Source organism: Parasphingorhabdus pacifica (genome assembly GCF_054779195.1).
Window position 1 is genome coordinate 241,269 of sequence record NZ_BAAGYS010000002.1, and the last position, 21,724, is coordinate 262,992.

General features: G+C 68.4%; 20 protein-coding genes and 1 riboswitch. Of the genes, 6 read left to right on the forward strand and 14 right to left on the reverse strand.

Annotated elements, in window-relative coordinates:
* Positions 1-224: 224 nt before the first annotated feature.
* Positions 225-1,364 carry a YcaO-like family protein gene (locus ACYVAN_RS01100; protein ID WP_460954593.1) on the forward strand — a complete coding sequence of 380 codons (1,140 nt, stop codon included), beginning with the start codon at positions 225-227 and terminating at the stop codon, positions 1,362-1,364.
* Here the strand turns inward: ACYVAN_RS01100 and ACYVAN_RS01105 are convergent.
* The 4 genes from ACYVAN_RS01105 to ACYVAN_RS01120 form a co-directional block, all read right to left on the reverse strand.
* On the reverse strand, positions 1,254-1,778 hold the full coding sequence (locus ACYVAN_RS01105; RefSeq protein ID WP_460954595.1) for a DnaB-like helicase C-terminal domain-containing protein: 525 nt from the start codon (positions 1,776-1,778) through the stop codon (positions 1,254-1,256). The genes ACYVAN_RS01100 and ACYVAN_RS01105 overlap by 111 nt on opposite strands.
* 134 nt (positions 1,779-1,912) lie before the next feature.
* Positions 1,913-4,099, reverse strand: a complete 2,187-nt coding sequence (locus ACYVAN_RS01110) for a putative cobaltochelatase (protein WP_460954597.1) — start codon at positions 4,097-4,099, stop codon at positions 1,913-1,915.
* 66 nt (positions 4,100-4,165) lie between these two features.
* Positions 4,166-4,349, reverse strand: a riboswitch (cobalamin riboswitch).
* 166 nt (positions 4,350-4,515) lie between these two features.
* The gene (locus ACYVAN_RS01115; RefSeq protein WP_460954599.1) at positions 4,516-4,983 is read right to left on the reverse strand and encodes a GNAT family N-acetyltransferase; all 468 of its coding nucleotides are present in this window, start codon (positions 4,981-4,983) and stop codon (positions 4,516-4,518) included.
* A 138-nt stretch (positions 4,984-5,121) separates the two neighbouring features.
* Entirely contained in the window at positions 5,122-6,009 is an 888-nt protein-coding gene (locus ACYVAN_RS01120; protein ID WP_460954601.1) for a S1 family peptidase, read from the reverse strand.
* 298 nt (positions 6,010-6,307) lie between these two features.
* On the opposite strand from ACYVAN_RS01120, the gene ACYVAN_RS01125 reads away from it, so the two are divergent.
* Positions 6,308-6,940, forward strand: coding sequence for a LysE family translocator (locus ACYVAN_RS01125; RefSeq protein WP_460954603.1), 633 nt, complete (start codon positions 6,308-6,310; stop codon positions 6,938-6,940).
* A 64-nt stretch (positions 6,941-7,004) separates the two neighbouring features.
* Here the strand turns inward: ACYVAN_RS01125 and ACYVAN_RS01130 are convergent, their stop codons facing one another.
* Both ACYVAN_RS01130 and ACYVAN_RS01135 read right to left on the reverse strand, forming a co-directional pair.
* A complete protein-coding gene (locus ACYVAN_RS01130) occupies positions 7,005-7,859 on the reverse strand; it encodes a S1 family peptidase (protein WP_460954605.1) in 855 nt (284 codons plus the stop codon).
* Between the two features lie 238 nt (positions 7,860-8,097).
* Complete coding sequence (locus ACYVAN_RS01135; RefSeq protein WP_460954607.1) at positions 8,098-9,009, reverse strand: NAD(P)-dependent oxidoreductase; 912 nt, start codon at positions 9,007-9,009, stop codon at positions 8,098-8,100.
* Positions 9,010-9,151: 142 nt separating this feature from the next.
* On the opposite strand from ACYVAN_RS01135, the gene ACYVAN_RS01140 reads away from it, so the two are divergent.
* The 4 genes from ACYVAN_RS01140 (at position 9,152) to gdhA (ending at position 14,005) form a co-directional block, all read left to right on the forward strand.
* Complete coding sequence (locus ACYVAN_RS01140; protein WP_460954609.1) at positions 9,152-9,697, forward strand: YbhB/YbcL family Raf kinase inhibitor-like protein; 546 nt, start codon at positions 9,152-9,154, stop codon at positions 9,695-9,697.
* A gap of 70 nt (positions 9,698-9,767) precedes the next feature.
* A complete protein-coding gene (locus tag ACYVAN_RS01145) occupies positions 9,768-10,895 on the forward strand; it encodes a VanZ family protein (protein WP_460954611.1) in 1,128 nt (375 codons plus the stop codon).
* Between the two features lie 200 nt (positions 10,896-11,095).
* The gene (locus tag ACYVAN_RS01150; protein ID WP_460954613.1) at positions 11,096-12,502 is read left to right on the forward strand and encodes a mycothione reductase; all 1,407 of its coding nucleotides are present in this window, start codon (positions 11,096-11,098) and stop codon (positions 12,500-12,502) included.
* 162 nt (positions 12,503-12,664) lie between these two features.
* A complete protein-coding gene (gene gdhA / locus ACYVAN_RS01155) occupies positions 12,665-14,005 on the forward strand; it encodes an NADP-specific glutamate dehydrogenase (protein WP_460954615.1) in 1,341 nt (446 codons plus the stop codon).
* An 81-nt stretch (positions 14,006-14,086) separates the two neighbouring features.
* Here gdhA and ACYVAN_RS01160 read toward each other — a convergent pair whose 3' ends face one another.
* The 8 genes from ACYVAN_RS01160 to ACYVAN_RS01195 form a co-directional block, all read right to left on the reverse strand.
* Positions 14,087-15,328, reverse strand: coding sequence for an MFS transporter (locus tag ACYVAN_RS01160; RefSeq protein ID WP_460954617.1), 1,242 nt, complete (start codon positions 15,326-15,328; stop codon positions 14,087-14,089).
* A gap of 217 nt (positions 15,329-15,545) precedes the next feature.
* A complete protein-coding gene (locus ACYVAN_RS01165) occupies positions 15,546-15,806 on the reverse strand; it encodes a type II toxin-antitoxin system Phd/YefM family antitoxin (protein ID WP_460954619.1) in 261 nt (86 codons plus the stop codon).
* A gap of 53 nt (positions 15,807-15,859) precedes the next feature.
* Positions 15,860-17,404, reverse strand: a complete 1,545-nt coding sequence (locus ACYVAN_RS01170; protein WP_460954621.1) for a cobyric acid synthase — start codon at positions 17,402-17,404, stop codon at positions 15,860-15,862.
* Positions 17,405-17,577: 173 nt separating this feature from the next.
* Positions 17,578-18,159, reverse strand: a complete 582-nt coding sequence (locus tag ACYVAN_RS01175; RefSeq protein ID WP_460954623.1) for a hypothetical protein — start codon at positions 18,157-18,159, stop codon at positions 17,578-17,580.
* 142 nt (positions 18,160-18,301) lie between these two features.
* A complete protein-coding gene (gene map, locus ACYVAN_RS01180) occupies positions 18,302-19,159 on the reverse strand; it encodes a type I methionyl aminopeptidase (protein ID WP_460954625.1) in 858 nt (285 codons plus the stop codon).
* 81 nt (positions 19,160-19,240) lie between these two features.
* Positions 19,241-19,636: a PIN domain-containing protein gene (locus ACYVAN_RS01185; protein WP_460954627.1), complete on the reverse strand. Its 396-nt coding sequence runs from the start codon at positions 19,634-19,636 to the stop codon at positions 19,241-19,243.
* On the reverse strand, positions 19,633-19,899 hold the full coding sequence (locus tag ACYVAN_RS01190) for a type II toxin-antitoxin system Phd/YefM family antitoxin (protein WP_460954629.1): 267 nt from the start codon (positions 19,897-19,899) through the stop codon (positions 19,633-19,635). Before ACYVAN_RS01190 ends, ACYVAN_RS01185 begins: the two co-directional genes overlap by 4 nt.
* A gap of 24 nt (positions 19,900-19,923) precedes the next feature.
* Positions 19,924-21,720, reverse strand: a complete 1,797-nt coding sequence (locus tag ACYVAN_RS01195; RefSeq protein ID WP_460954631.1) for a penicillin-binding transpeptidase domain-containing protein — start codon at positions 21,718-21,720, stop codon at positions 19,924-19,926.
* Positions 21,721-21,724: the final 4 nt, after the last annotated feature.

Genomic DNA, 21,724 nt, shown 5'->3' on the forward strand with positions numbered 1-21,724 from the left:
GCCGGAAGGCACGCTGCTGACGGCCACCGAGGAGGCGCTGGCCGCCGAGTTGGCGACGGCCACGATGAACTCGGCACCCGAGGACGCGTAAACGCGTGCCATCCGGTGGGGAGCTCGACAGGGCTCACCGGTGCGGGTCGGTTGGGGACACCTCGGCGTTTTCCCAACCGACCCTCGGTGGTGCTGGTCCGGCGACGACGACCATCGAGCAGGTTGCCCTGAGCGTGGGCCTGCGGCCGCGCTGGCGCTCGCAAACCGGTGCGGTGTCTCTGTCGGAATGTGAGCTGATTGATGACGCCGGTGCGCCCGCATCCGGGGCCCACGGCCTCGGCAAAGGACACAACCAGGCCGAAGCGCGCCTTTATGCCTTGAGCGAGGCACTGGAGCGGTACCTGACAGGTCCGGCGAGCCTGGACAGTGCGGCCGTGCGTTTCATCGCCGCCGAGGGGCTCGCCGACGGCGTGCTGGCCAAAGAAGCGAGCGCGCCACTGCTCAGGCAGCTCACCGGCAGCGAAATCGCGTGCTATCCCTACCAGGCACTTCATGCTGGCCACGACGACGCGACAATTCCGCTGTACCTGGGGGCCCCGTGGTATGCGGGTCACGACGGACACGTCTACCGGGACAGCGTCGGCGACCGCGCCGATTACCAGGGGCTGTCCCGATACTCCGTCCAGTCCGGTTACGGCCTCGCACCTACCCTCGATGAGGCCACTGTCCATGCCTTACTGGAAACGGTGGAACGTGACGCGTGCTCACTTCTGACGATCCGCGCCCTCATGTCGGGTCGACCGCCCACCGTCATCGACCCGCGCACCCTCCCGGAAGAGCTCGCCCTGCTCCACACCCAGGCCGAGCGTGAAGTCAGCGCCACGATCTATCTCGTCGACGCCACAACCGACCTGGGAATCCCGACCGTTCTCGCCTACTGCACCCCCAGCGATGGGCCCCGCTATCGCCGAGGCCAAGCTGCCGCGCTCGCCACACGCGACGCCGTCAGCGGCGCGATCACCGAGCTCCTTCAATCCCAAATGCCTCGTACGGCGCCGCCGCCCATTGCCCTGACTCTGCTGAAGCCCTATCCGGCACTGCACCGCTGCGCCCGCTTCGACCTCACCGACGCCTTACGACGGGCGCACACCACAGCGTTCCTCGACCAACCTTCGCCCAAAGCCCCTCGTGCACAATTGGGCGAGATTCTCGCCCGTCTGGCCGCAGTCGGGTTCACCGCCTACCAACGGCACTTAGCTGTACTACCCGACGACGTGAGCGCTGTGCACACCGTGGTACCAGGACTGGAACGGTTTTTTGCCATCGTCAACGGGGCGCTCGTTGTTCCCGGACCCCGCGGCCGAACGTCTTGACGCTCGGGCGATGACTCGGTCGGACCCGGCCGCACCATTTGCACAAGTCAGGTACTGCTGGCCGCGTCGTACTCGGCCAGCAGCCACAGCCGGCTCCGCCGCGAGCACCCGCTCGGAGGTCTCCTGCTCGGGCATCTCCATCGACAGGAACAGCGACGAGACACCCTGATCGATGCTGGCGCTGCGGGCGATGTCCACCGCCGGCGTCGATTTACCGATGCCGGGGCGGGCACCGACCACGACCAGCTGGCCGGGCTGGAGACCGTTGGTGACATGGTCGATGTCTTGGAAACCGGTCATGATCCCGGCCTGGACACCGTTGACGGCGCGGTCCTCGATCGCCGCCAGCGCGTGCGTGAGGTGCTCCCCCAGCGCGGTCGCGGACAGGGCAGAAGAAAGCGCCCCCGCACTCAACCGGCCTGGGGGTCACCGGGAACGCGGGGGCGCTTCAAGGGTCCACCCCTGGGGGTCAGGTGGACGTTATCGATCGTAGCAATCAAGTAGCTGGAGCGGTATGCGACAGGCCGAAACTCGTAACCGAACCGGAATCACGCGACTTTGGCACGGTCGTCCCGGATCGTTCGCACCACGCCGGCGACGTTGTCCGCGGAAAGTTCCTCCAACCGCATGCAATCGGCGTTCAGCGCGGTCGCCACCTGGTTGGCCAACCCCAGCCGAACCATCCCGTGCTCGCAGTCGACGACCACCGACGCCGTGCCGAGATCGGCGAGCAGCCGAGCGGAACGCATCGCGTCCGAAACGGCCCGCTTGGCGCGCGCTCCCGACTCGCTCTCCAGCGGCACCGTTGCCTTGCCGTCGGTCAGCAGCACCACCAGCGGCCGCCGGTGCGGGTCCCGCATCCGTTCGGTCGTGACCACTTTGTGAACTTTGAGCAGTCCGTCCGCCAGTGGCGTCCGCCCACCCGTGCGCAACTGCCGCATCCTGGTGGCCGCGATGTCCACTGAGGATGTGGGCGGGAGCGCGAGTTCGGCGTTCTCACCCCGAAAAGTGACCACTCCGACCTTGTCCCGGCGCTGGTAGGCGTCGCGCAGCAGCGAGAGCACCGCACCGCTGACCGCCGACATCCGCTTCCTGGCCGCCATCGACCCGGACGCGTCGACGGCGAAGAGCACGAGATTGCTCTCGCGACCTTCCCGCACCGCGTGTCGCATGTCCTGACGCTGCAACAACAACCCGGGACCGCTCCGCCCCCGCGACATCTGGTGCGGCGCGGCAGCCGCCAGCGTCGCGGAGAGGTGCAGACCACTTCCCTCCACATCGGAGGATCGGACGACCTGCCCGGATCGGGACTTGGCGCGCGAGCGCCTGCCGGGAGTCCCCTCGCCCACTCCGGGCACTTCCAGGAGTTTGGCCCGGAACGCGGGTGTCGGAGCCGCCGGCGGTCGGTCGGCGGGAGCGTTGCCCGAGTTGTTCTCGTTGTCGTTTTCTTGTGGTTTTCCGCCCCGGGACTGGTCGTCCTGTTCGGGCAAGCCGGGATCGGACTCCTCGGGACGGCCACCGCCGGGGCCCCCGTCCGGCCCGTCGTCTTCCGGACCGCCATCCGAACCGCCGTCCGGTCCCCCGTCGGGGCCGTCATCGTCCGGATCATCCTCCGGCCCGCCGTCACCGTTGGCGTCCCGACCGCCGCCGTCCTGCTCCGCTCCCGGGGTCTCCGGCGATTCACCGCTGTCCTCGGCGTGCTCGGCGGCATCGGACAGCGCCTGCTGCAGCTGGTCCTCCTCCACCCCCGGCTCGTCGAACGGATCCCTGCGGCGCCGGTGTGGCAGCGCGAGTCGCGCGGCTGCCTCGACATCGGCTTCGGCGACGGCATCGGCACCGCGCCAGGCGGCGTGGGCCACCGCGGTGCGCGCCAACACCAGATCGGCCCGCATCCCGTCCACCTCGAAGGACGCGCACAAGGCCGCGATCCGGCGCAGTTCCGAATCCGGCAGCGCGATCGAGTCGACGCGCCCCCGCGCGTCGACGATCCGTTCGGCCAGCGCGGCGTCCTCGTCCGCCCACTTGCGCGCGAACGCCGCCGGATCGTCCTCGAACGCCAATCGCCTGCGCACCACCTCGGTGCGGGTCTCCACCTCTCGCGAGGCCGCCACCTGCACGGTCAGCCCGAACCGGTCGAGCAGCTGCGGTCGCAGTTCGCCCTCTTCCGGGTTCATCGTTCCCACCAGCAGGAACGAGGCCGCGTGCGAGATCGAGACACCTTCGCGCTCGACGTGCGCACGACCCATCCCCGCCGCGTCGAGCAGCAGATCGACGAGATGGTCGTGCAGCAGGTTGACCTCGTCGACGTACAGCACACCGCGGTGCGCCGAGGCCAACAGACCCGGCTGGTAGGCGCGCACTCCTTCGGTCAGCGCCCGCTCCAGGTCCAACGAACCGACCAGGCGGTCCTCGGTGGCACCCACCGGCAACTCGACGAGTTCGGCGGGGCGCGTTCCGGTCTCCGCGCCTTCGTGCGGCCCGTCCGGGCAGCGGGAGTCCGGCTCGGAGGGCGAACAGCCGAACCGGCATCCCGGCACCACGTCGAGTGCGGGCAGCAGTGCGGCCAGTGCCCGGACGATGGTCGACTTGGCCGTGCCCTTCTCACCGCGCACCAGGACACCCCCGATGCGCGGGTGCACCGCGTTGAGCAGCAGTGCCAAGCGCAGGTCGTCGTGACCGACGACGGCGGTAAAGGGGTATCGGGCGGTCGTGCGCTCCACTGGGGAGGCTGTCATGCCGGCAGTTCCTTCCTCGGGTATCGGACGCCCCGAATGTGGCCGCGCGAGCGTGCCGCGCAGCCGGTGTGGACAAGGAGCGCAGCAGTGTCCTGACTCCCGGATCATCGCGTCCCGCCGGCCTTCCCAGGGCTTTCCCGGTGGCTCTCGTGGGAGGTCCGCTCCCCGGTCACAGTGGCGCCGACCGTGCCGGACTCGCACCGGCTTCCTGACTGGCTCCTCGCTGGGACCAGCGTGCATCGTCCCAGAACGGGATCAGTCGACCAAGCTCATTCGCCGTCGACGTAACCCTCGCCACTCCGCCATGCGCCACCCGCGCCTCCAGCGGGCTGCCCGGTGAGGCCCGAAACCGGCGGCTTCGCCCAAGCGGGCGGCACTTCGCTGACCTGCTCCGGTACCGCGGGAAGTGCGCGACCTCAGCGGCGGGTCGTCACGAAGCGCTCCATGTCGACGTGCGGGATGCCGTCCTCCACGTACTCGTCACCGGCTTCGACGAAACCGAAGGAACGGTAGAACTCGACCGTGTCCGACTGGGCCGAGAGCACGGCGGGCGCGCGCTGGATCTCCGCCACGGCCGCCCGCATCAGCTTGCGCCCGAGGCCCATGCCTCGGGCGTTTTTCGCGGTGCAGACCCGGCCGATGCGGTAGGTCCCGTCCGGCTCTTCGAGCAGCCGGACGTAGCCGAGCACACAACCGTCAGCCGAGTCGATCCAGAAATGCCGGGTACTGCCTTCGAGGTCCCGACCGTCCAACTCCGGGTAGGGGCACTGCTGCTCCACGACGAAGACGTCGACGCGCAACCGCAGCATCCGATAGAAGTCCTCGGCGTCGAGGTCGGCGGTGTAGGCGCGGTGCACGGCGGTCGCAAGCGGCTGGAGGGTCACCCTTACCTGGATATCACAACCCGGCGGGCGGACCCGCATTCACCAGCGGTGGACGTTGCCTACGACACGCCCCGGCCCAACACCTCCGGCCCCGGGAACACCTCCGGACGCAGGACACCACTGCTCGGGTCCTGCTGTTCAGTTCCGCAGCTGGGTGGCGATCTCGGGGCTGTAGGTGCTGACCCGGGTGTAGACCCCCGGCGTGTTGGGACGGCCGCAGCCGTTGCCGTAGGAAACGACGCCCGCCAGGCGGCCGTTGACGACCAGCGGGCCGCCCGAATCACCCGTGCAGGCGTCCCGACCGCCCTCCGGCACGCCCGCGCAGAGCATCGCCGCGCCGTCGTACTCGGGATAGGTCGCCTTGCAATCGGCGTCCGCGACCACCGGCACCTCCACCGAGCGCAGCTGCGGCGACGAAGAAGACCACTCGCTCGTCCGGCCCCATCCGTAGACGCGCCCCGGAGTGCCCGCCCGATACGACTCGGCATCCCCCGGCTCCACCAGCGGCAACGTCTCCTGCGGCAGTGGTTCGGCCAGGGTCAGCACCGCGAGGTCCTCGCCCTGGGAGAAATCGGTGTACTCCGGGTGCACCCACACCCGCTCCACATCGCCGACGAAGCCCTCGTTCGTGCGCAGATCCGTTCGGCCCGCCACCGCCTGCAGGGACTCCGGATCCCGCGTCTCCCCCGTCCTCGGATCGACCGTGCAATGCGCCGCCGTGACCACCTTGGTGGCGGAGACCAACGTCCCACCGCAGAAGTGCGCGCCGGTCTCGCCGATGAGCGCCACCGTCCACGGCGCCTCCGCGGTGCTGCTCTCCGCACCACCGAGCACACGTGCCTGCGACCGCGCCCCCGACTCTCCCGAACGAGAATCCGCCGAACCGGGCTCCGCACTCGCAGGAGTGACACCTGCCGACGCGCCGATGCCACCGGCCAACGCGGCGACCGCACCGGTCACGGCAAGCCGCCGCAGAACCGCACCGCCACGCGCCTGCCCACTCCTCCGAGCAACGTCGAATGCCACGTCGTGCCTCCAGCCAACCCAGGGATCTTGTGTCGACCGCAGAGCGTATCGGTTCGTTGACAGAACATTACGAGGCAGAACTCACAAGGTCACAGAAAAAAATCCCGATACAATGGACATACGCGGGAAAAGTTGTTGCCGACATCGCTGTCGGCCGTTGGTCATCTCGATATTGCGTCGACCGTGTCCGCATCCCCGAGCGGTTTACACACGCCCGGGTGAGAGATCACCCCCGATCAAGTGATGCCCGCCTGCGGCGCAGACGGGACCGCACACCAACAGAAGGAGCGAACACGCCATGATGCTGGACCTCACAACCCTGCCGGGCTTCCTGCTCGCCGGCGTCGTCGTGGTCCTGACACCCGGAGTGGACATGTTCCTGCTCCTGCGGACCTCGCTGCGCCAGGGAATCCGCCCCGGACTGCTCGCCCTCGCTGGTATCCACACCGCGACCGCGCTGCAAGTAGCACTCGTGATCTCCGGACTGGGCGCCCTGATCAGCGCGAACCCGGCCATGCTGTCCACGCTCAAGTGGGTCGGTGCGGCATACCTCGTCTACCTCGCCGGAACGATCCTCCGCGGACTGTGGCTGACCAGGAAGGAATCCGTCGACGGTGCGCTCGCGGCGGAACAGACCGACCCGTCCAACCCGTACATGCGCGGATTCCTGAGCAACATCACCAACCCCAAGATGTTGCTGTTCAGCCTGGCCTTCCTGCCGCAGTTCGTCGGAACGGCCGCGCAACCCGCGTTGCAGCTGGTCATGCTCGGAGCGGTTTTCCTCGTGATGGCCGCGATCTGGGAAGTCCTGATCGTGCTGATGGCCGCGCGCATCGCCGAACGGCTCCGTCACCCCCGGTTCGCCCGCTCCCTCGACATGGTCAGCGCAGCGGCATTCATGACGATCTCCGTCGGCCTGGTCACCGCCTGACCGGACCGACCACGCGAATGCGACCGGGCACCGATTCGGGTGCCCGGCCGCATTCGTCAGCGGATCACCGGTCCAACTGTGCCCGCACCTCGTCGTGGTAGGTCGCCACTCGCGTGTAGACACCGGGCGAACCCGGACGAGCACAACCATTGCCCCAGGACACGATCCCGATCAGCTTGCCGCCCGCCACCAGCGGTCCACCGGAGTCACCCTGACAACTGTCCACACCGCCCTCCGGCAGCCCGGCGCAGACCATCGCCACCGAGTCGTAGCCGCTGCCGTAGGCCCGCGAACAATCCTCGTCACTGGCCACCGGCGGGTGCGCCTTGCGCAGGATGTCCGACGACGCCCCGCCCTCGAAGACCGCACCCCAGCCCAGCACCGTGGTCCGCGTCCCCGGCTCGTACAACGCACTGTCCGCGCCGGAAGCAAGCGGCAGCGGGTCCTGAGGCAACTCCTGGTCCAGCGTGAGCACCGCGACGTCGTTACCGGCGCTGGCGCTCTGGAACTCCGGATGCATCCAGATGTCGGTGACCCGCGCCGCCACCCCTTCGTCGCTCGTCTTGTCCTCCCGACCAGCGACCACCTCGAACCCGCCGGGGGACTCGTGGCGCACGCAGTGCGCTGCCGTCACGACCTTGTCCGGGCGGGCGAGCGTCGCCCCGCAGAACTGGTTGCCGTTGTGGTCCGCCAGGAAAACCACCCACGGGTACTCCTGGATGCTCGCGGGTTCGCCACCGACGATTCGTGAGGGCGGTGGCGCGCTCCGATCGGCGGCCGCGGAGAGGGTGGCCGCGGAGAGGGTGGCCGCGGAGAGGGCGGGTGCGGGGACGGCGGGCGCGATCAACGCGACCGCTGCCGCACCGGCTGCGACGGCGACGCCGGTCAACGACCACGTTCGGTGCCGAGTTCGTCCCATCTGGCTGCTCTCCTCCCCTGGAGCGTGGTGGCACGGTCCACGACCGGGCCGCTTCCGGCCGGTTCAGTCTCCACGAGAAAGAGGACCACAGCGCCGGATTCCGTACCGGGATACCGACTCTCCACCCGACCAGGTGAGCCAGACGGGCGCATACCACCCGAACGCAGCAGTCAAAGTCCGAAAAGGACGAACAGGGCGCTCTGCTGCACGGCGGACGGAGCACGCCGCCCTCGACCGTTCAGTACCCGGCCGTCCGATCGACCACTCCCACCAACGGCTCCCCGGCCATCCTGCGGCGCACGTTCTCCCGCACCCGTCGTGCCAGCGCGGGCATCAGCATCGAGCGCGGATTCGCCGAATGCGAGGTGATCAGAGCACGCGGACTGGACCACAGCGGATGGTCGGCGGGCAGCGGTTCCGGATCGGTGACATCGAGCGCCGCACCACCGATCCGCGCCTCGTCCAACGCCTCGACCAGCGCTTCGGTATCGACGAGCGAGCCGCGCGCCACGTTCAGCAACCAGGCGTCGTCCTTCATCGCGGCCAGCGCGTTCGCGTCCACGATCCGCTCGGTGTCGGGAGTCGCCGGAGCGGCAACCACCACGAAATCGGACTCCGCGAGAAGTTCCCGCAACCCGACCGGATCCGAGGCGGGCCACGTCCGCTCCGCGCCGGCAACCGGCTCGCCCGAACGATTGGTCGCCAGTACCCGCCCCCCGAACGGGGCCAACAGTCCGATCAACGCGCGTCCGATACCGCCCGCACCGATGATGCCCACCGTGGCACCGAAAAGCGTGCGGGGACCTCGCGGAGCGGTCCACTCGGCACACCTGGCGTGGGTGTGCAACTCGCGCGCACCCGCGAGCATCATCCCGAGGGCGTGTTCCGCGACGGTGTCCGCATAGCTGCCCACCGCTGACGTGATCGTGATGCCCTCCGGCAAGCTGCCCGAGCCGATCCACGACTCGATTCCGGCGGACGGCAACTGCACCCATTCGAGTCCCGGGTGCACGAGCTCACCGAACCGTTCCGGCCCGGCACCGAACCACACCAGCGCCTGCGCGTCAGCCGCCGAACTGAGCTCCGCTCCAGCGGAGCACACCGCATCTCTTAGCTCGGACGGCTCCCCCGGGCCGATGTGGACCTTCACTCCGACTCCCACCAATCCTGTTGAATCCGACACGTCCGGCCGTCGAGCCTATCGAGAACCGAGCCCCCCTTCGGACTACGCTTGCCGCAGGTGATCTTTCACTCGAACCAAGACCCCATCTCGACGAGGAGGATGACTCTCGATGAGCCTGGAGCGACCGATCGATCCGGACCCGTACTCGCTGCTTCCGGAGGTTCCGTCCTTCACGGTCACCTCCCAGGACGTGGCCGACGGGCAGCCGATGTCCCGCGCCCACGCCTTCGACGGCATGGGAGCGGGCGGCGAGAACCGCTCACCGCAGCTGAGCTGGGAAGGCTTCCCCGCGGAGACCAAGAGCTTCGTCGTCACCTGCTTCGACCCGGACGCTCCGATCCCTGGCGGGTTCTGGCACTGGGTCCTGGTCGACATTCCCCTCTCGGTCACGGAACTGCCCGCCGACGCGGGCAACCGCAACGGTTCCGGCATCCCGCATGGCGCCTTCCACGTGCACAACGACATGGGCGAGCTCGCCTTCGGCGGTGCCGCCCCGCCGCCCGGTGACCGGCCCCACCGCTACTACTTCGTGGTGCACGCGGTGGACGTCGACACGCTCGGGGTGGACGAGAACGCCAGCCCGGCGGTGGTCGGTTTCAACCTGGCCTTCCACACGGTCGGCCGAGCGATCATCACGCCGACCTACGCACACTGATCCACCGGCGGTTTCAACGGAAACCAACGGTGGTTTCCGTTGAAACCGCGCCGTTCCGAGGAGGCCCGCGGTGAGCGTCCGGGTCCTGCCCGCAGTCGTCGCCATTCTTTTCGCGGTACTACTGGCGGTGGTGCTGTTCGTGCCCTTCGTGGCACGCGAACACCGCCGGTACGGGGAACTCCGCGCGGGCACGGTCGTGGTGCGCTTCGCCGCGCTCCTGTATCTGCTGGGCCTGGTGGCCTTCGTGCTCGTTCCGCTGCCCCCCGTCGCACCCGGATTCTGCGAAACGTTCTCGGGCATGACCCCGCAGTGGCAACCGTTCGCCGGATTCGATCAGATCGCCCGGCCGCACACGTGGCACGAACTCACCAACGTGCTCGCGGATCCGACCATCCAGCAGTTCGGTTTCAACGTTCTGCTGTTCGTCCCGCTGGGAACGTTCGTCCGGCACCTGCGCGGACGAGGAATGACGGCCGCCCTGCTCACCGGGTTCGGCGTCTCGATGCTGATCGAACTCACCCAACTCACCGGCATCTGGTTCCTCTACCCGTGCCCGTACCGGCTGTTCGACGTCGACGACTTGATCGCCAATTCCGCGGGAGCTCTGGTGGGCGGGATGCTCGCCCCGCTGCTGCGGCTGCTGCCCGGCCAGCGCAGCGGGATCGAGGCCACGCAGCCGCGCCCGGTCACCGCCACCCGGCGGTTGCTCGGGATGGGCTGCGACCTTCTGCTGCTGTGGTGGCTGGGAACCAGTACCTACCGCGCCACCGATTACCTGCTCCGCCGCGGCGAGGTGGCGATCGGGAACGCCGCGTGGATCGAATCGGGCGCACTGTGGTTCGGACCCGCCGTCCTGCTGTTGCTGGTGTCGCTGATCGGTCAGGGCAGCAGTCTCGGCCAGCACGCGGTCCTGCTCCGCTCGGTCGACGCCCGCGGAAGCCGGAGCAGCCCGTGGCGGACCGGGTTGCACTGGCTTGCCGGGTTGGGCGGGTTCGCCCTGGCCCAGGGAATCGTGCACGTGCTCCTCCCCGCGCTGGGGGCGCTGCTGGCCGTGGGATGGCTGACGATCACCCTCTTCAGCGTGCTGCGATCTCGCGGACACCGTGGAATTGCGGGCCGGTTCGCCGGGTTGGACGTGGTAGACGTCAGGACGCTGCGGCCCGCTCCCGAGCGAACCCCGAGCACCATCGACTCGTGAATCGGCACCGGAAGTCGGCATAGTGAGGTTCAGCGCTGAGAGTTCAACCCTGCGAGTCCGACCCTGCGAGTCCGACCCTGAGTCGGGGTGGTCGGGTGTGCCGTTCCGGCCGGGGTGGTTCCCTCGCGGGAGAGCGTCCCGGACGAAGTCGCTCCGCCACAACTAGCCCAAGCTCCACACCCCCGAGACAGGATGGACCCGTGCGCCACTTCGACCTGATCATCATCGGTACCGGTTCCGGCAACTCGATCCTCGACGATCGGTTCGCCGACTGGAACGTCGCCGTCGTCGAAAAGGGCATCGGCACCAACGACGCCTATGGCGGTACCTGCCTGAACGTCGGCTGCATCCCGACGAAGATGTTCGTCCACACCGCCGACGTCGCGAGCGCACCATCGGCAGGAGACCGGCTCGGGGTCGACCTCGAACTGCGTGACGTGCGGTGGCAGGAGATCCGGGACCGGATCTTCGGGCGCATCGACACGATTTCCGCCGGTGGTCGTCGTTACCGGGTCGAGGACAACGCGAACGTCACCGTCTTCGAGGGTTCCGCCAGGTTCACCGGCGTCAAGCAACTGACCGTGGAGCTGAGCACCGGGCCGGAGACGATCACAGCGGACCGCGTCGTGGTGGCCGCCGGTGGCCGTCCGACGATCCCCGAGATTCCGGGCTGCTCGGACGTCGGCGTCCACACCAGCGACACCGTGATGCGCCTCGAACAACTCCCGCAGCGCATGATCATCATGGGCACCGGCTTCGTCGGCGCGGAGTTCGCGCACGTGTTCTCCTCGCTGGGCGTGGACGTCACCATGATCGGCCGGTCCGGTCGGGCCCTGCGCTCCGAGGACGTCGACGTCTCCGAGCGGTTCACCGACATCGCCGCTCAGAGCTGGGACCTGCGGCTCGACCGCAAGGAGGTCCGGGTGGAGCGAGTCGACGGGCTCGTGCGCCTGCACCTGGAGGGCTCCGAGGGGGCCGAGGTCGTGGAGGCCGAAGAACTCCTCGTCGCGGTCGGCCGGGAGCCGAACTCGGACCTGCTCGACGCCACGGCCGGCGGTATGGAAACGGCGGAGAACGGCAAGATCAAGGTTGACGCCCACCAGCGGACCTCCGTCGACGGCGTGTGGGCGCTCGGTGACATCAGCTCCGAGTACGAGCTCAAGCACGTCGCCAACCACGAGATGCAGGTCGTGCAGCACAACCTCCTGCACCCGGATGCACCGACCGAGACCGACCACCGCTACGTACCGCACGCGGTCTTCTCGTCCCCGCAGATCGCCTCGGTGGGATTGACCGAGCAGGAAGCCCGGCAGCGCGGCATCCCGTACGTCACTTCCACGCAGGACTACGCCGGAGTCGCCTACGGCTGGGCGATGGAGGACACCTCCGGGTTCGCCAAGCTGCTCGCGGACCCGGACAGCGGCGAGCTGCTCGGTGCACACATCATCGGTCCCCAGGCACCGACCCTGCTGCAGCCGCTGATCCAGGCCATGCGGTTCGGACTCGATGCGCACACCATGGCGACGGGCCAGTACTGGATCCACCCCGGCATGCCCGAACTGGTCGAGAACGCACTGTTGAACCTGCCCCTGTCGACGACGTCCTGATTCGCGGAGACCGCTCGGACGGCGGAGCTACCCCCGCGTCTCGTGCTGTCGAGATGCCGTGGGAAGAACCACTCGAACCTGTGGTAACGGCTCTCGGCGATGTAAAACAACATGACCGCCGTGTTAGAGCGGTGTTTCCCCGCCACCAGGTAAGGAGCGTTCATGCTGCACGAGCGGCTGGAGCCGATCTACGAAGACGTGGTCAACCGGAATCGCGGCGAGACCGAGTTCCACCAAGCTGTTCGCGAAGTGCTCGAAAGCATCGGCCCCGTACTGGCGAAGCACCCGGAGTACGCCGATCACAAGACCATCGAGCGGATCTGCGAGCCGGAACGCCAGATCGTCTTCCGCGTGCCGTGGGAAGACGACTCCGGTGAGGTGCACATCAACCGCGGGTTCCGAATCGAGTTCAACAGCGCTCTCGGACCGTTCAAGGGCGGCCTGCGCTTCCACCCGTCGGTTTACCAGGGGATCGTCAAGTTCCTCGGTTTCGAGCAAGTATTCAAGAACGCCATCACCGGGCTCCCCATCGGCGGCGGCAAGGGCGGAGCCGACTTCGACCCCAAGGGACGTTCCGACCGCGAGGTCATGCGGTTCTGCCAGAGCTTCATGACCGAACTCCACCGGCACCTCGGGGAGTACACCGACGTGCCCGCAGGCGACACCGGAGTGGGCGGACGCGAGGTCGGCTACCTGTTCGGCCAGTACAAGCGCATCACCAACCGTTACGAGTCGGGCGTGCTGACCGGCAAGCACCTCGCCTTCGGCGGGGCGCGGGTACGCACCGAGGCCACCGGTTACGGTTGCGCGTTCTTCGTCAACGAGATGCTCAACGCTCGCGGGCTGTCCTTCGACGGCAGGCAAGCCGTGGTGTCCGGATCCGGCAACGTCGCGATTTACACGATGGAGAAGGTGCACCAGCTCGGCGGCACCGTCGTGGGCTGCTCCGACTCGGCCGGCTACATCCACGATCCGCAGGGCATCGACACCGAACTGATCAAGCAGATCAAGGAGGTCGAGCGGGACCGCATCAGCGTCTACGCCGAACGCCGCCCCCGCGCGAAGTACTACGAAGGCGGTCGGCTTTGGGACATTCCCTGCCAGGTCGCGTTGCCTTCGGCCACGCAGAACGAGATCACCGGCAAGGACGCAGCGAACCTCGTCGCCAATGGCTGCATCGCGGTCGGTGAGGGCGCCAACATGCCCACCACCCCGGAGGGCGTACGCATCTTCCAGGAGGCCGGAGTCTCCTTCGGCCCCGGCAAGGCGGCCAACGCCGGTGGCGTGGCCACCTCGGCCCTGGAGATGCAGCAGAACGCCTCGCGGGACAGCTGGAGCTTCGAGTTCACCGAACGGCGGCTCGAGGAGATCATGAAGGACGTGCACACCCGCGTCCACACCACTGCCGACGACTACGGCATGCCCGGCAACTATGTTGCGGGCGCCAACATCGCCGGGTTCACCCGCGTCGCGGACGCGATGCTGCGTCTCGGCCTGGTCTGAGCGGGCCCGGCCTGACCTGAGCTGCTGCGCCGCGGGTGTCGCTCCCTTCACGGATCGGCCCCGCGGCGCAATCGATAACGGTCAGACCGTTCTCGGACGTCCCGCGACGAAACCGACCACGCCCTGCACGAGGACGACGACGAGTGCTCCGACCAGGGAGACCGACCAGCCGCCGGTCACGTCGCGCAGCACGCCGAACAGGAACGGCCCCGCCGAAGCGAGCAAGTACCCGCACCCCTGCGCCATCGCCGAGAGTTGCCCCGTCTCGGCCGCGTTGTTCGTCCGCAGTGAGATGAGCACCAACGCCAGCGGGAACGAGCTCATTCCGATCCCCAGCAGGAGCGCCCACAGCAGCGGTGCGCTCAACGGATCCAGCAACAGCCCGGCGACGCCGCCCGCCCCGGCCACGGACAGCCCCACCGCCCACCACGACTGGCTGCGCGATCGGGTCACCAATGGCGGCAACGCCATGTTGATCGGCACGCCGATCAACAGGAGCACGGCCAGCACGAGCCCGGCAGTGGTGCTGTCCATCCCCGCACCCTTGAAGACCTCCGGCAACCACCCCATGACCACGTAGGCGATCAGCGCCTGCAGCGCGAAGTAGACGGTGATCACCCAGGCCAGCGGGCTGCGAACGAGAGACCGGCGAGGGCCCGCGGTGAGGGGTTCGTTCGGCGGTTCCGGTGGGTTCCGACGCAGCGTGGCAGGCACCCACACGCACAGGGCGGCGAACGACACCACCGCCCACGTCGCCAGCGCGAGCCGCCAGCTACCGGCGGCCGACCGCAGCCACGGCGTCAAGGCCGACCCCAGGGAACCTCCGGCAGCCATCGCGGTCGTGTACAGACCGGTCGCCATGCCGACCCGGTCGGGAAACGATTCCTTGACGACGACGGGAATGAGCACGTTGCAGAGCGCGAGCGTGGCGCAGGCCAGCACCGTGCCCGCCAGGATCGTGGGTGGACCACCGGTCGTGCGCAGCAGCAGTGCCACGGTCAACGCCGCCAGAGCAGCCCCCACGACCCGGTTGTGGCCCCACCGGGCGGCGAGAAGCGGGGCGGTGATTCCCGCGATTCCGAAGCACACCGTCGGGGCAGCCGTCACCGCGCTCGCCCACGTGGTCGATGCCCCGGCCGCCCCCTGGACCTCACCGAGGACGGAGGCGAGGCTCGTGACCGCGGGGCGCATGTTCAGCGCGGCGAGCGCCACCCCCACCAGCAGCAGTCCCCCACCGGTCACCGAGGCGGTACGCAACCCCGGCGTTTCGGGAAGCAGCCCGAGGGTCTGTCCGGGTTCCGCCCGGCGTCTGCCTGCGGTCACGCGTGCGATCGGCTGAGTAGGCAGCTCGGGGAACATTACTGACTAGTAGTATCACAAGCGGTGTCGGGACCGTTGCGGTGCGCCGAGAACCGCACCCGCAGACCACCCCGGAACGAACCGCCCTCGTCGGCCGAGCACCCCACGGACTCGCGAGCCGGTGTGGTGGCCGCCGCCGGAATTTCGACCGCCTGCGCTGGGCCGGCGGATCAGCCGCTGGTCAGCCGGACAGTCCGGTCAGGTAGTCGGTTCCGACGTCGAAACCCGAGTCACCACCGGTTTCCTCCGCGCCGGCCCCCAGCCACGCGCCGGTGATGACTCCGGATGCGATCCCCGCACCCGCTCGGACGTCACCGGCCGGCTGCAGCCGCACCGACGGCGCCCCGAACCGCGTGATCACGATCTCTTCACCGGACTCGACGCGGTCGAGCAAGTCCGGCAACCGTTCCTGCGCTTGCTCTGCGGAGAACTCGATGGCCATATCCCGACGCTACGCGCACGAACGGCGCCGCATCGGCGGGACCGGAGCGCCGATCAGGTGGTGTTGCGGTCTTCAACACCGGTGGAGGTCGTCAGGTTCGGCAGTCCTCGCAGTGCCCCGCCGTCGAGCATCCGCCGGAGCGCGTCGGTGTCCAGGTGCTCCGCCACTAGATCACCCAACAGGTCTAACTGGCCCGAACGCAGCTCGGCGAACGACGTCTTCTCGTCCACCACGAACCCGTTGCGGCCGGCCGTGTCGGCCACCCACCGCAGGAACCGCCGCCGGAACGCGTCATTCTCGAACAGGCCGTGCCAATGGGTGCCTGCCACCGCACCGTCACGCGCGCCCTCGTACGAACCCTCGGACAGCTCGACGAGCGGAGCGAGCGCGTCACCGGTGGCGACGACCGAACCATGGTGGATTTCGTAGCCGTGCACCGCTTCTCCGAAGGCCGTACCGGTCGGGCGGGCCAGGGTCTTGTTCCGCGCGAACTCGATCTCCTGGTCCAGCAGCCCCAGGCCGCCGACCCGACCACCACCGGATTCGACCTCGTCGGTGATCACCTTGCTGAGCATCTGGAAGCCCCCGCAGATGCCGAACACCGGAAGTCCCGCCGCGGCGTGCGCACTGATCGACGCGGCCAGTCCCGTCCCGCGCAGCCAATCCAGGTCGGCCACGGTCGACTTCGACCCGGGCAGCACCACGAGATCGGCGTCGGCCAATCGGGACGGCTCGGTGACGAACCGGACCGACACTCCCGGCTCGGCGGCCAGCGCCTCGATGTCGGTGGCGTTGGAAATCCGCGGGAGTCGCGGCACCGCCACCCGCAGCCACTGGTCACCGCGCGGCGACTCCGGCCTGCCGACGACCCCGTCGGCCACGTACGAGAGCGAGTCCTCCGCATCCAGCCACAGCTCCTCCGCCCACGGGAGCACCCCGTGCACGGCGCGGCCGGTCAACTCGCGGAGCTGATCCAACCCGGGCCGGAGCAGCTCCGGATCACCGCGGAACTTGTTGACCACGAATCCGCCGATCAACGCCTGGTCGGCCGGGTCCAGCAGGGCCAACGTGCCGAAAAGCTGGGCGAACACGCCGCCGCGGTCGATGTCGCCGACCACCAGCACCGGTAGGTCGGCCGCCCTGGCCAACCCCATGTTGGCGATGTCGTTGGCGCGCAGGTTGATCTCCGCCGGAGAGCCCGCCCCTTCGCAGATGACGTGATCGTACTCCGAACGCAGCTCCTCCAGGGTGGCCACCACCGTCTCCAGCAAGCTCGCCTTGCGGTCCCGGTAAGACATGGCGGTCACCTCACCGGCCACCCTGCCGAGCACCACCACCTGGGAGGTCCGGTCGCTTCCCGGCTTGAGCAACACCGGGTTGAAGCGCACCGTCGGGTCGACGCCACACGCGGCGGCCTGCACCGCCTGCGCACGGCCGATCTCCCCGCCGTCGGGCGTCACCACCGAGTTGTTGGACATATTCTGCGCCTTGAACGGCGCCACCCGGGCACCTTCACGCGCCAGCCAACGGCAAATACCCGCCGTCACCACGCTCTTACCCGCATCCGATGTCGTACCGGCGATCAGCAGCGAAGTCACACCGCTTTCTACCTCAGGCCCGCACACCGCCCAGCTCACACCCCGCTGCCCAGGACTGGCACCCCGAAGAGCGCGCCGCAAAGAAGCAAGAACCGACGAGTTCCGGGCGAAGATCAGAGCCGATCACCAAGAACGCAAACAAGCCCGCGAGCAAAGACGGGTTGAACCGGCTCTCAGTCCGACGAGTCCGCGGCCGACTGCCCTGGACGCAGGAGCTCCGGGCGGTGCGTTGAGACCGCCCGTGCGAGCCGCTGAACGGTGCCTCGCCCGGGCAGGTCGACGATGCAGGCCCCGCTGGCGTCGGCCTTCACCAACCGGCGGTGCCGGTCGGTGAAACCGGAATCGTCCGGGAAGAACTCGACCGCCGCGGACAGTGCCCGTGAGTCCGCGTTCTCCTTCTCCTTGGGCTGCGGCTCCCGCGCCCGTACCGCCTGCAGCTCACTCCAGGAGACGAGTTCGGTCGCACCCCAGCCGATGAACCACATCCCGCGGTCGTCGACGTCCACCCGATGTGTGCGGGACAGCATGAACAGCGCGCCCGCGAGCATCAACAACGCGAACGGCCCCACTACGGCGATCATGATCCACGGGATGATCGGATTGAACTCGCGCGCCGCCTGGTCGGGCGTGACCAGGTAGTACACGAACAGTCCCACGAAACTGCAGAGCCCCAGAGCCCCCGCGAACATTCCCCAACCGAAGCGGTACCGGACGGTGGTCGCGTTCTCGCCGGGCGACGAAGCCTCACTCCGCACACGCCCCCCTAAGCCGTTCGACTCCGCCACCCAACCCGGCCACCCAGCCCGCTGGTGGTGACGTCGCGACCTCCACGCGGTGCGCGGCCCAGGTCGCCACCCGCGCGAAAGCCTGCCGGGTCTCCGCAGCACGGCTTGAGCCTCAGAGCTGGGTGAGGATCTCGTTGCCGTCCTCGGTGATGAGGATGGTGTGCTCGAACTGGGCGGTCCAGCTCTTGTCCTTGGTGGTCACCGTCCAGCCATCGGTCCAGATGTCGTACTCGTGCGTGCCGAGGGTGATCATCGGCTCGATGGTGAAGGTCATTCCCGGTTCCATCACCGTCTGCACCGACGGCTCGTCGTAGTGCAGCACCACCAGACCGCTGTGGAAGGAACGCCCGATGCCGTGGCCGGTGAAGTCGCGGACCACGCCATAGCCGAACCGCTTGGCGTAAGACTCGATGACCCGCCCGACCACGTTGAGCTGGCGACCCGGTTTGGCCGCGCGAATCCCGCGCATCGTGGCCTCGTGGGTGCGTTCGACCAGCAGCCGGGCCTCCTCGGAAACCTCGCCCGCCAGGAAGGTCGCGTTGTTGTCACCGTGCACGCCACCGACGAAACCGGTGACGTCGACGTTGACGATGTCACCGTCCTCGATCACCGTCGAGTCCGGGATGCCGTGGCAGATCACCTCGTTCAGCGAGACGCAGCAGGACTTGGGGAAGCCGCGGTAGCCGAGCGTCGACGGGTACACGCCGTTGTCCACGAAGAACTGGTGCACGACCTCGTCGACGTGGTCGGTGGTCACGCCGGGCCGGATCGCGTTCCCGGCTTCCGCGAGGGCCTGCGCGGCGAGCTTGCCCGCCACCCGCATGGCTTCGATGACCTCGGGCGGCTGCACATCCGGGTCCGTGTTCCGGCTCGGAGCCGGCTTGTCCACGTATTCGGGGCGCTCGATCGACGATGGGACCTGGCGACGGGGTGTCTGCACACCTGGCTGCAGCGGGGCTCGTACCGGCATGTCCCTCACTCTAGAACGTCCGGTGCTGCACAGGTCAGGGCAGGTGTCGACGAGGTGCCCACGTCGGCGGCGCGACGCCCATCACGTCCCCGGCGACGCCGTCGCCAGTCCCGCACCCTCGGCGGCCGCGAGCATCGCCGGGTCGTAGGACACGTAGGCGTGGAGTCCCTCCCGCAACTTGCAGGCGGACGCGAGGTGGATCGCCTCCGTCGGGGTCAACGACGACACCCGCAGATCGGTGGCCACGTCGAGCACATCCTGCTTCACCGGCAACTGGTCGATCTTCGAGACGATGATCGACGCGAGATCCTCGGCCGCGGATCCGACCTCGCGGAACGTGCGCAACACGTCGACCTTCGACAGCGCACTGGTGATCCGGGGCTGCTCCCAGCGATCCCGGACCCACTCGCTCAGCGCCTTGCTCTCGGGCTCCGGGGCGATCAACTTGATCAGCGCGGAGGAATCGAGGTAGATCAAAACCGCTCCTGTTCGCACCCGCACCGTTCGGCATCGGCCGTCTCGGAGGTCGCGGGCAAGGGGTCGGGCAACTCGCCGCCGTCACCCGGAACGAGTTCACCGGCGGCCACGAGTTCGTCGTAAAGCGAGAGTTCCCGAGTGGGCGGACCGAGCACCGCTACCGTGCGTCCCCGATCGGTCACCAGGATCGACTCGCCCGCCGCCACCCGCTTGAGATAACGGCTCGCGTGCTGGCGAAGTTCACGCACACCGATCCGCTCCATGAGCTACAACGTAGCACATTGACTTCACTGCGTGTTCGAAAGGAAACTCCGCGCGAGCTGGACAGCGGGTTTGGACGTTCCCGCATCCGTGATCAGCACGGCGAACGCCAGATCACCGCGGTACCCGACGAACCAACCGTGCGAATGCGTGCCGTCACCGAACTGTGCCGTGCCGGTCTTCCCCCCGACGTCCCCAGCACCGGCCAAGGCGGACGCGGTCCCCGAGGTGGCGACCTCCCGCATCATCGGCCGGAGCTGTTCCAGCACCGCACCGCTCGGCGCTTCCGGAGGGGAATCAACCTTTGTCTCGGTACCCCTGATCAGGGTGGGTGTCGGCATGCTGCCGTTGACGACCGTCGACACCGCCAGTGCCATCCCGAACGGACTGGCCACCACCGAACCCTGTCCGATCCCGTTGGCGGCCTTCTGCACGACCTGCTCGGCGGGCGGCGCCTTGCCGGTGATCGTGATCGCACCGGGCATGTCGAAGTCCACGCCAACGCCGAACTTGTGGGCGGTGCTGGTCAGGGCATCCGCCGGTCGATCCACCGCGAGCTGGGCGAAGGTCGTGTTGCACGACTGGGCGAAAGCAGTGTGCAACGGGACCGTGCCCAGCTCGAACTCCTTGTCGTTGGGCAGCTCGCGCCCGTTGAAGGTCTTCTTCGCGGGGCACTCCACGGGCTGGTCGATCCCGGTGGCGCCCACCTCCAACGCGGCGGCGGCGGTGACGATCTTGAACGTCGACCCCGGCGGGTACTGCCCGGTCAGTGCGACCGGGCCGTGCGCGTCCGCGCCCTCGTTCTGCGCGACCGCGAGCACATCACCGTTCGAAGGTCGCATCGCCACGACCATGGCGCCCTTCTCAACCGGGTCGACCGCTTGTTCGGCGGCCCGCTGCACACGGTCGCTGAGCACGGTGTGCAGCGGCTCGGCCTTTCCGGCGGGCTGGTCGTGCAGCACGTCGACCTCGTTGCCGTCGGCGTCCCGCGTGACCACGCGCCAACCCGTCTTGGCAGCGGCTCGTTTCTCGGCGTGCCGGGCGAGCCCGGGCAGCACCTGCGCCCCGTATGTGCGTTCGGGCGCGACCAGTTCGGTCTTCTCCGGGAACCACACCCCCGGCAGCGCATGGATCTCCGATTTGACCTTCTCGTAGTCCTCCTGGCGCAGCGTCACGACCGCGTAGGGCTGGCCGGGGCTCTTCTCCACACCTTCCATGATCGACTCGCTGGTGATGCCCGGGTCGATCTCGCCGAGCGCACCGGCGAGCGTGTCCACCACCTTCGGAACGTCGTCCGCCTGCCGCGGATCGAGCGTCACGGTCACCAGCGGTTCAGGCGACATCATCGACTTGCCGTCGCGATCGAGCACCGGAGCCGGTTCAGGGGCCTGCTCACTGAAGTCGAGGGTCTGGCCGCCTGCCAGGTCCGGATGCACCGCCGACGGCGACCACCGAACCTTCAGGCCGTCTTCCCGCTCGACCAACTCCAGCGAACCCCGGTAATTCCACTCCTTGCCCTCGCCGAAGACCCAAGAGGCGTCGAAGGAAGCCGTGTCGATCTGCTCGCCCTCGGTGATCTCGCGCACAGAAGTCGTGACCGACTGCGGGTCGAGCGCATCGCGGTTCTCCGCCAGCCACGGCCGAGCCACCTCGGGCGCGTCGGTCCTTGCCGCAGCCGCAGCCGCGTCACCTGCGGCGACGGCGTCGAGAAAGCCCGATGCGACCTCTCTGGCCGACGGTCCTGTGTCGAACACACCGCATCCCGACACCGGAATCACCAACAGCAGGCCCGCAAAGAGGGCGTAGATCCGAGATCCCAACACGCCA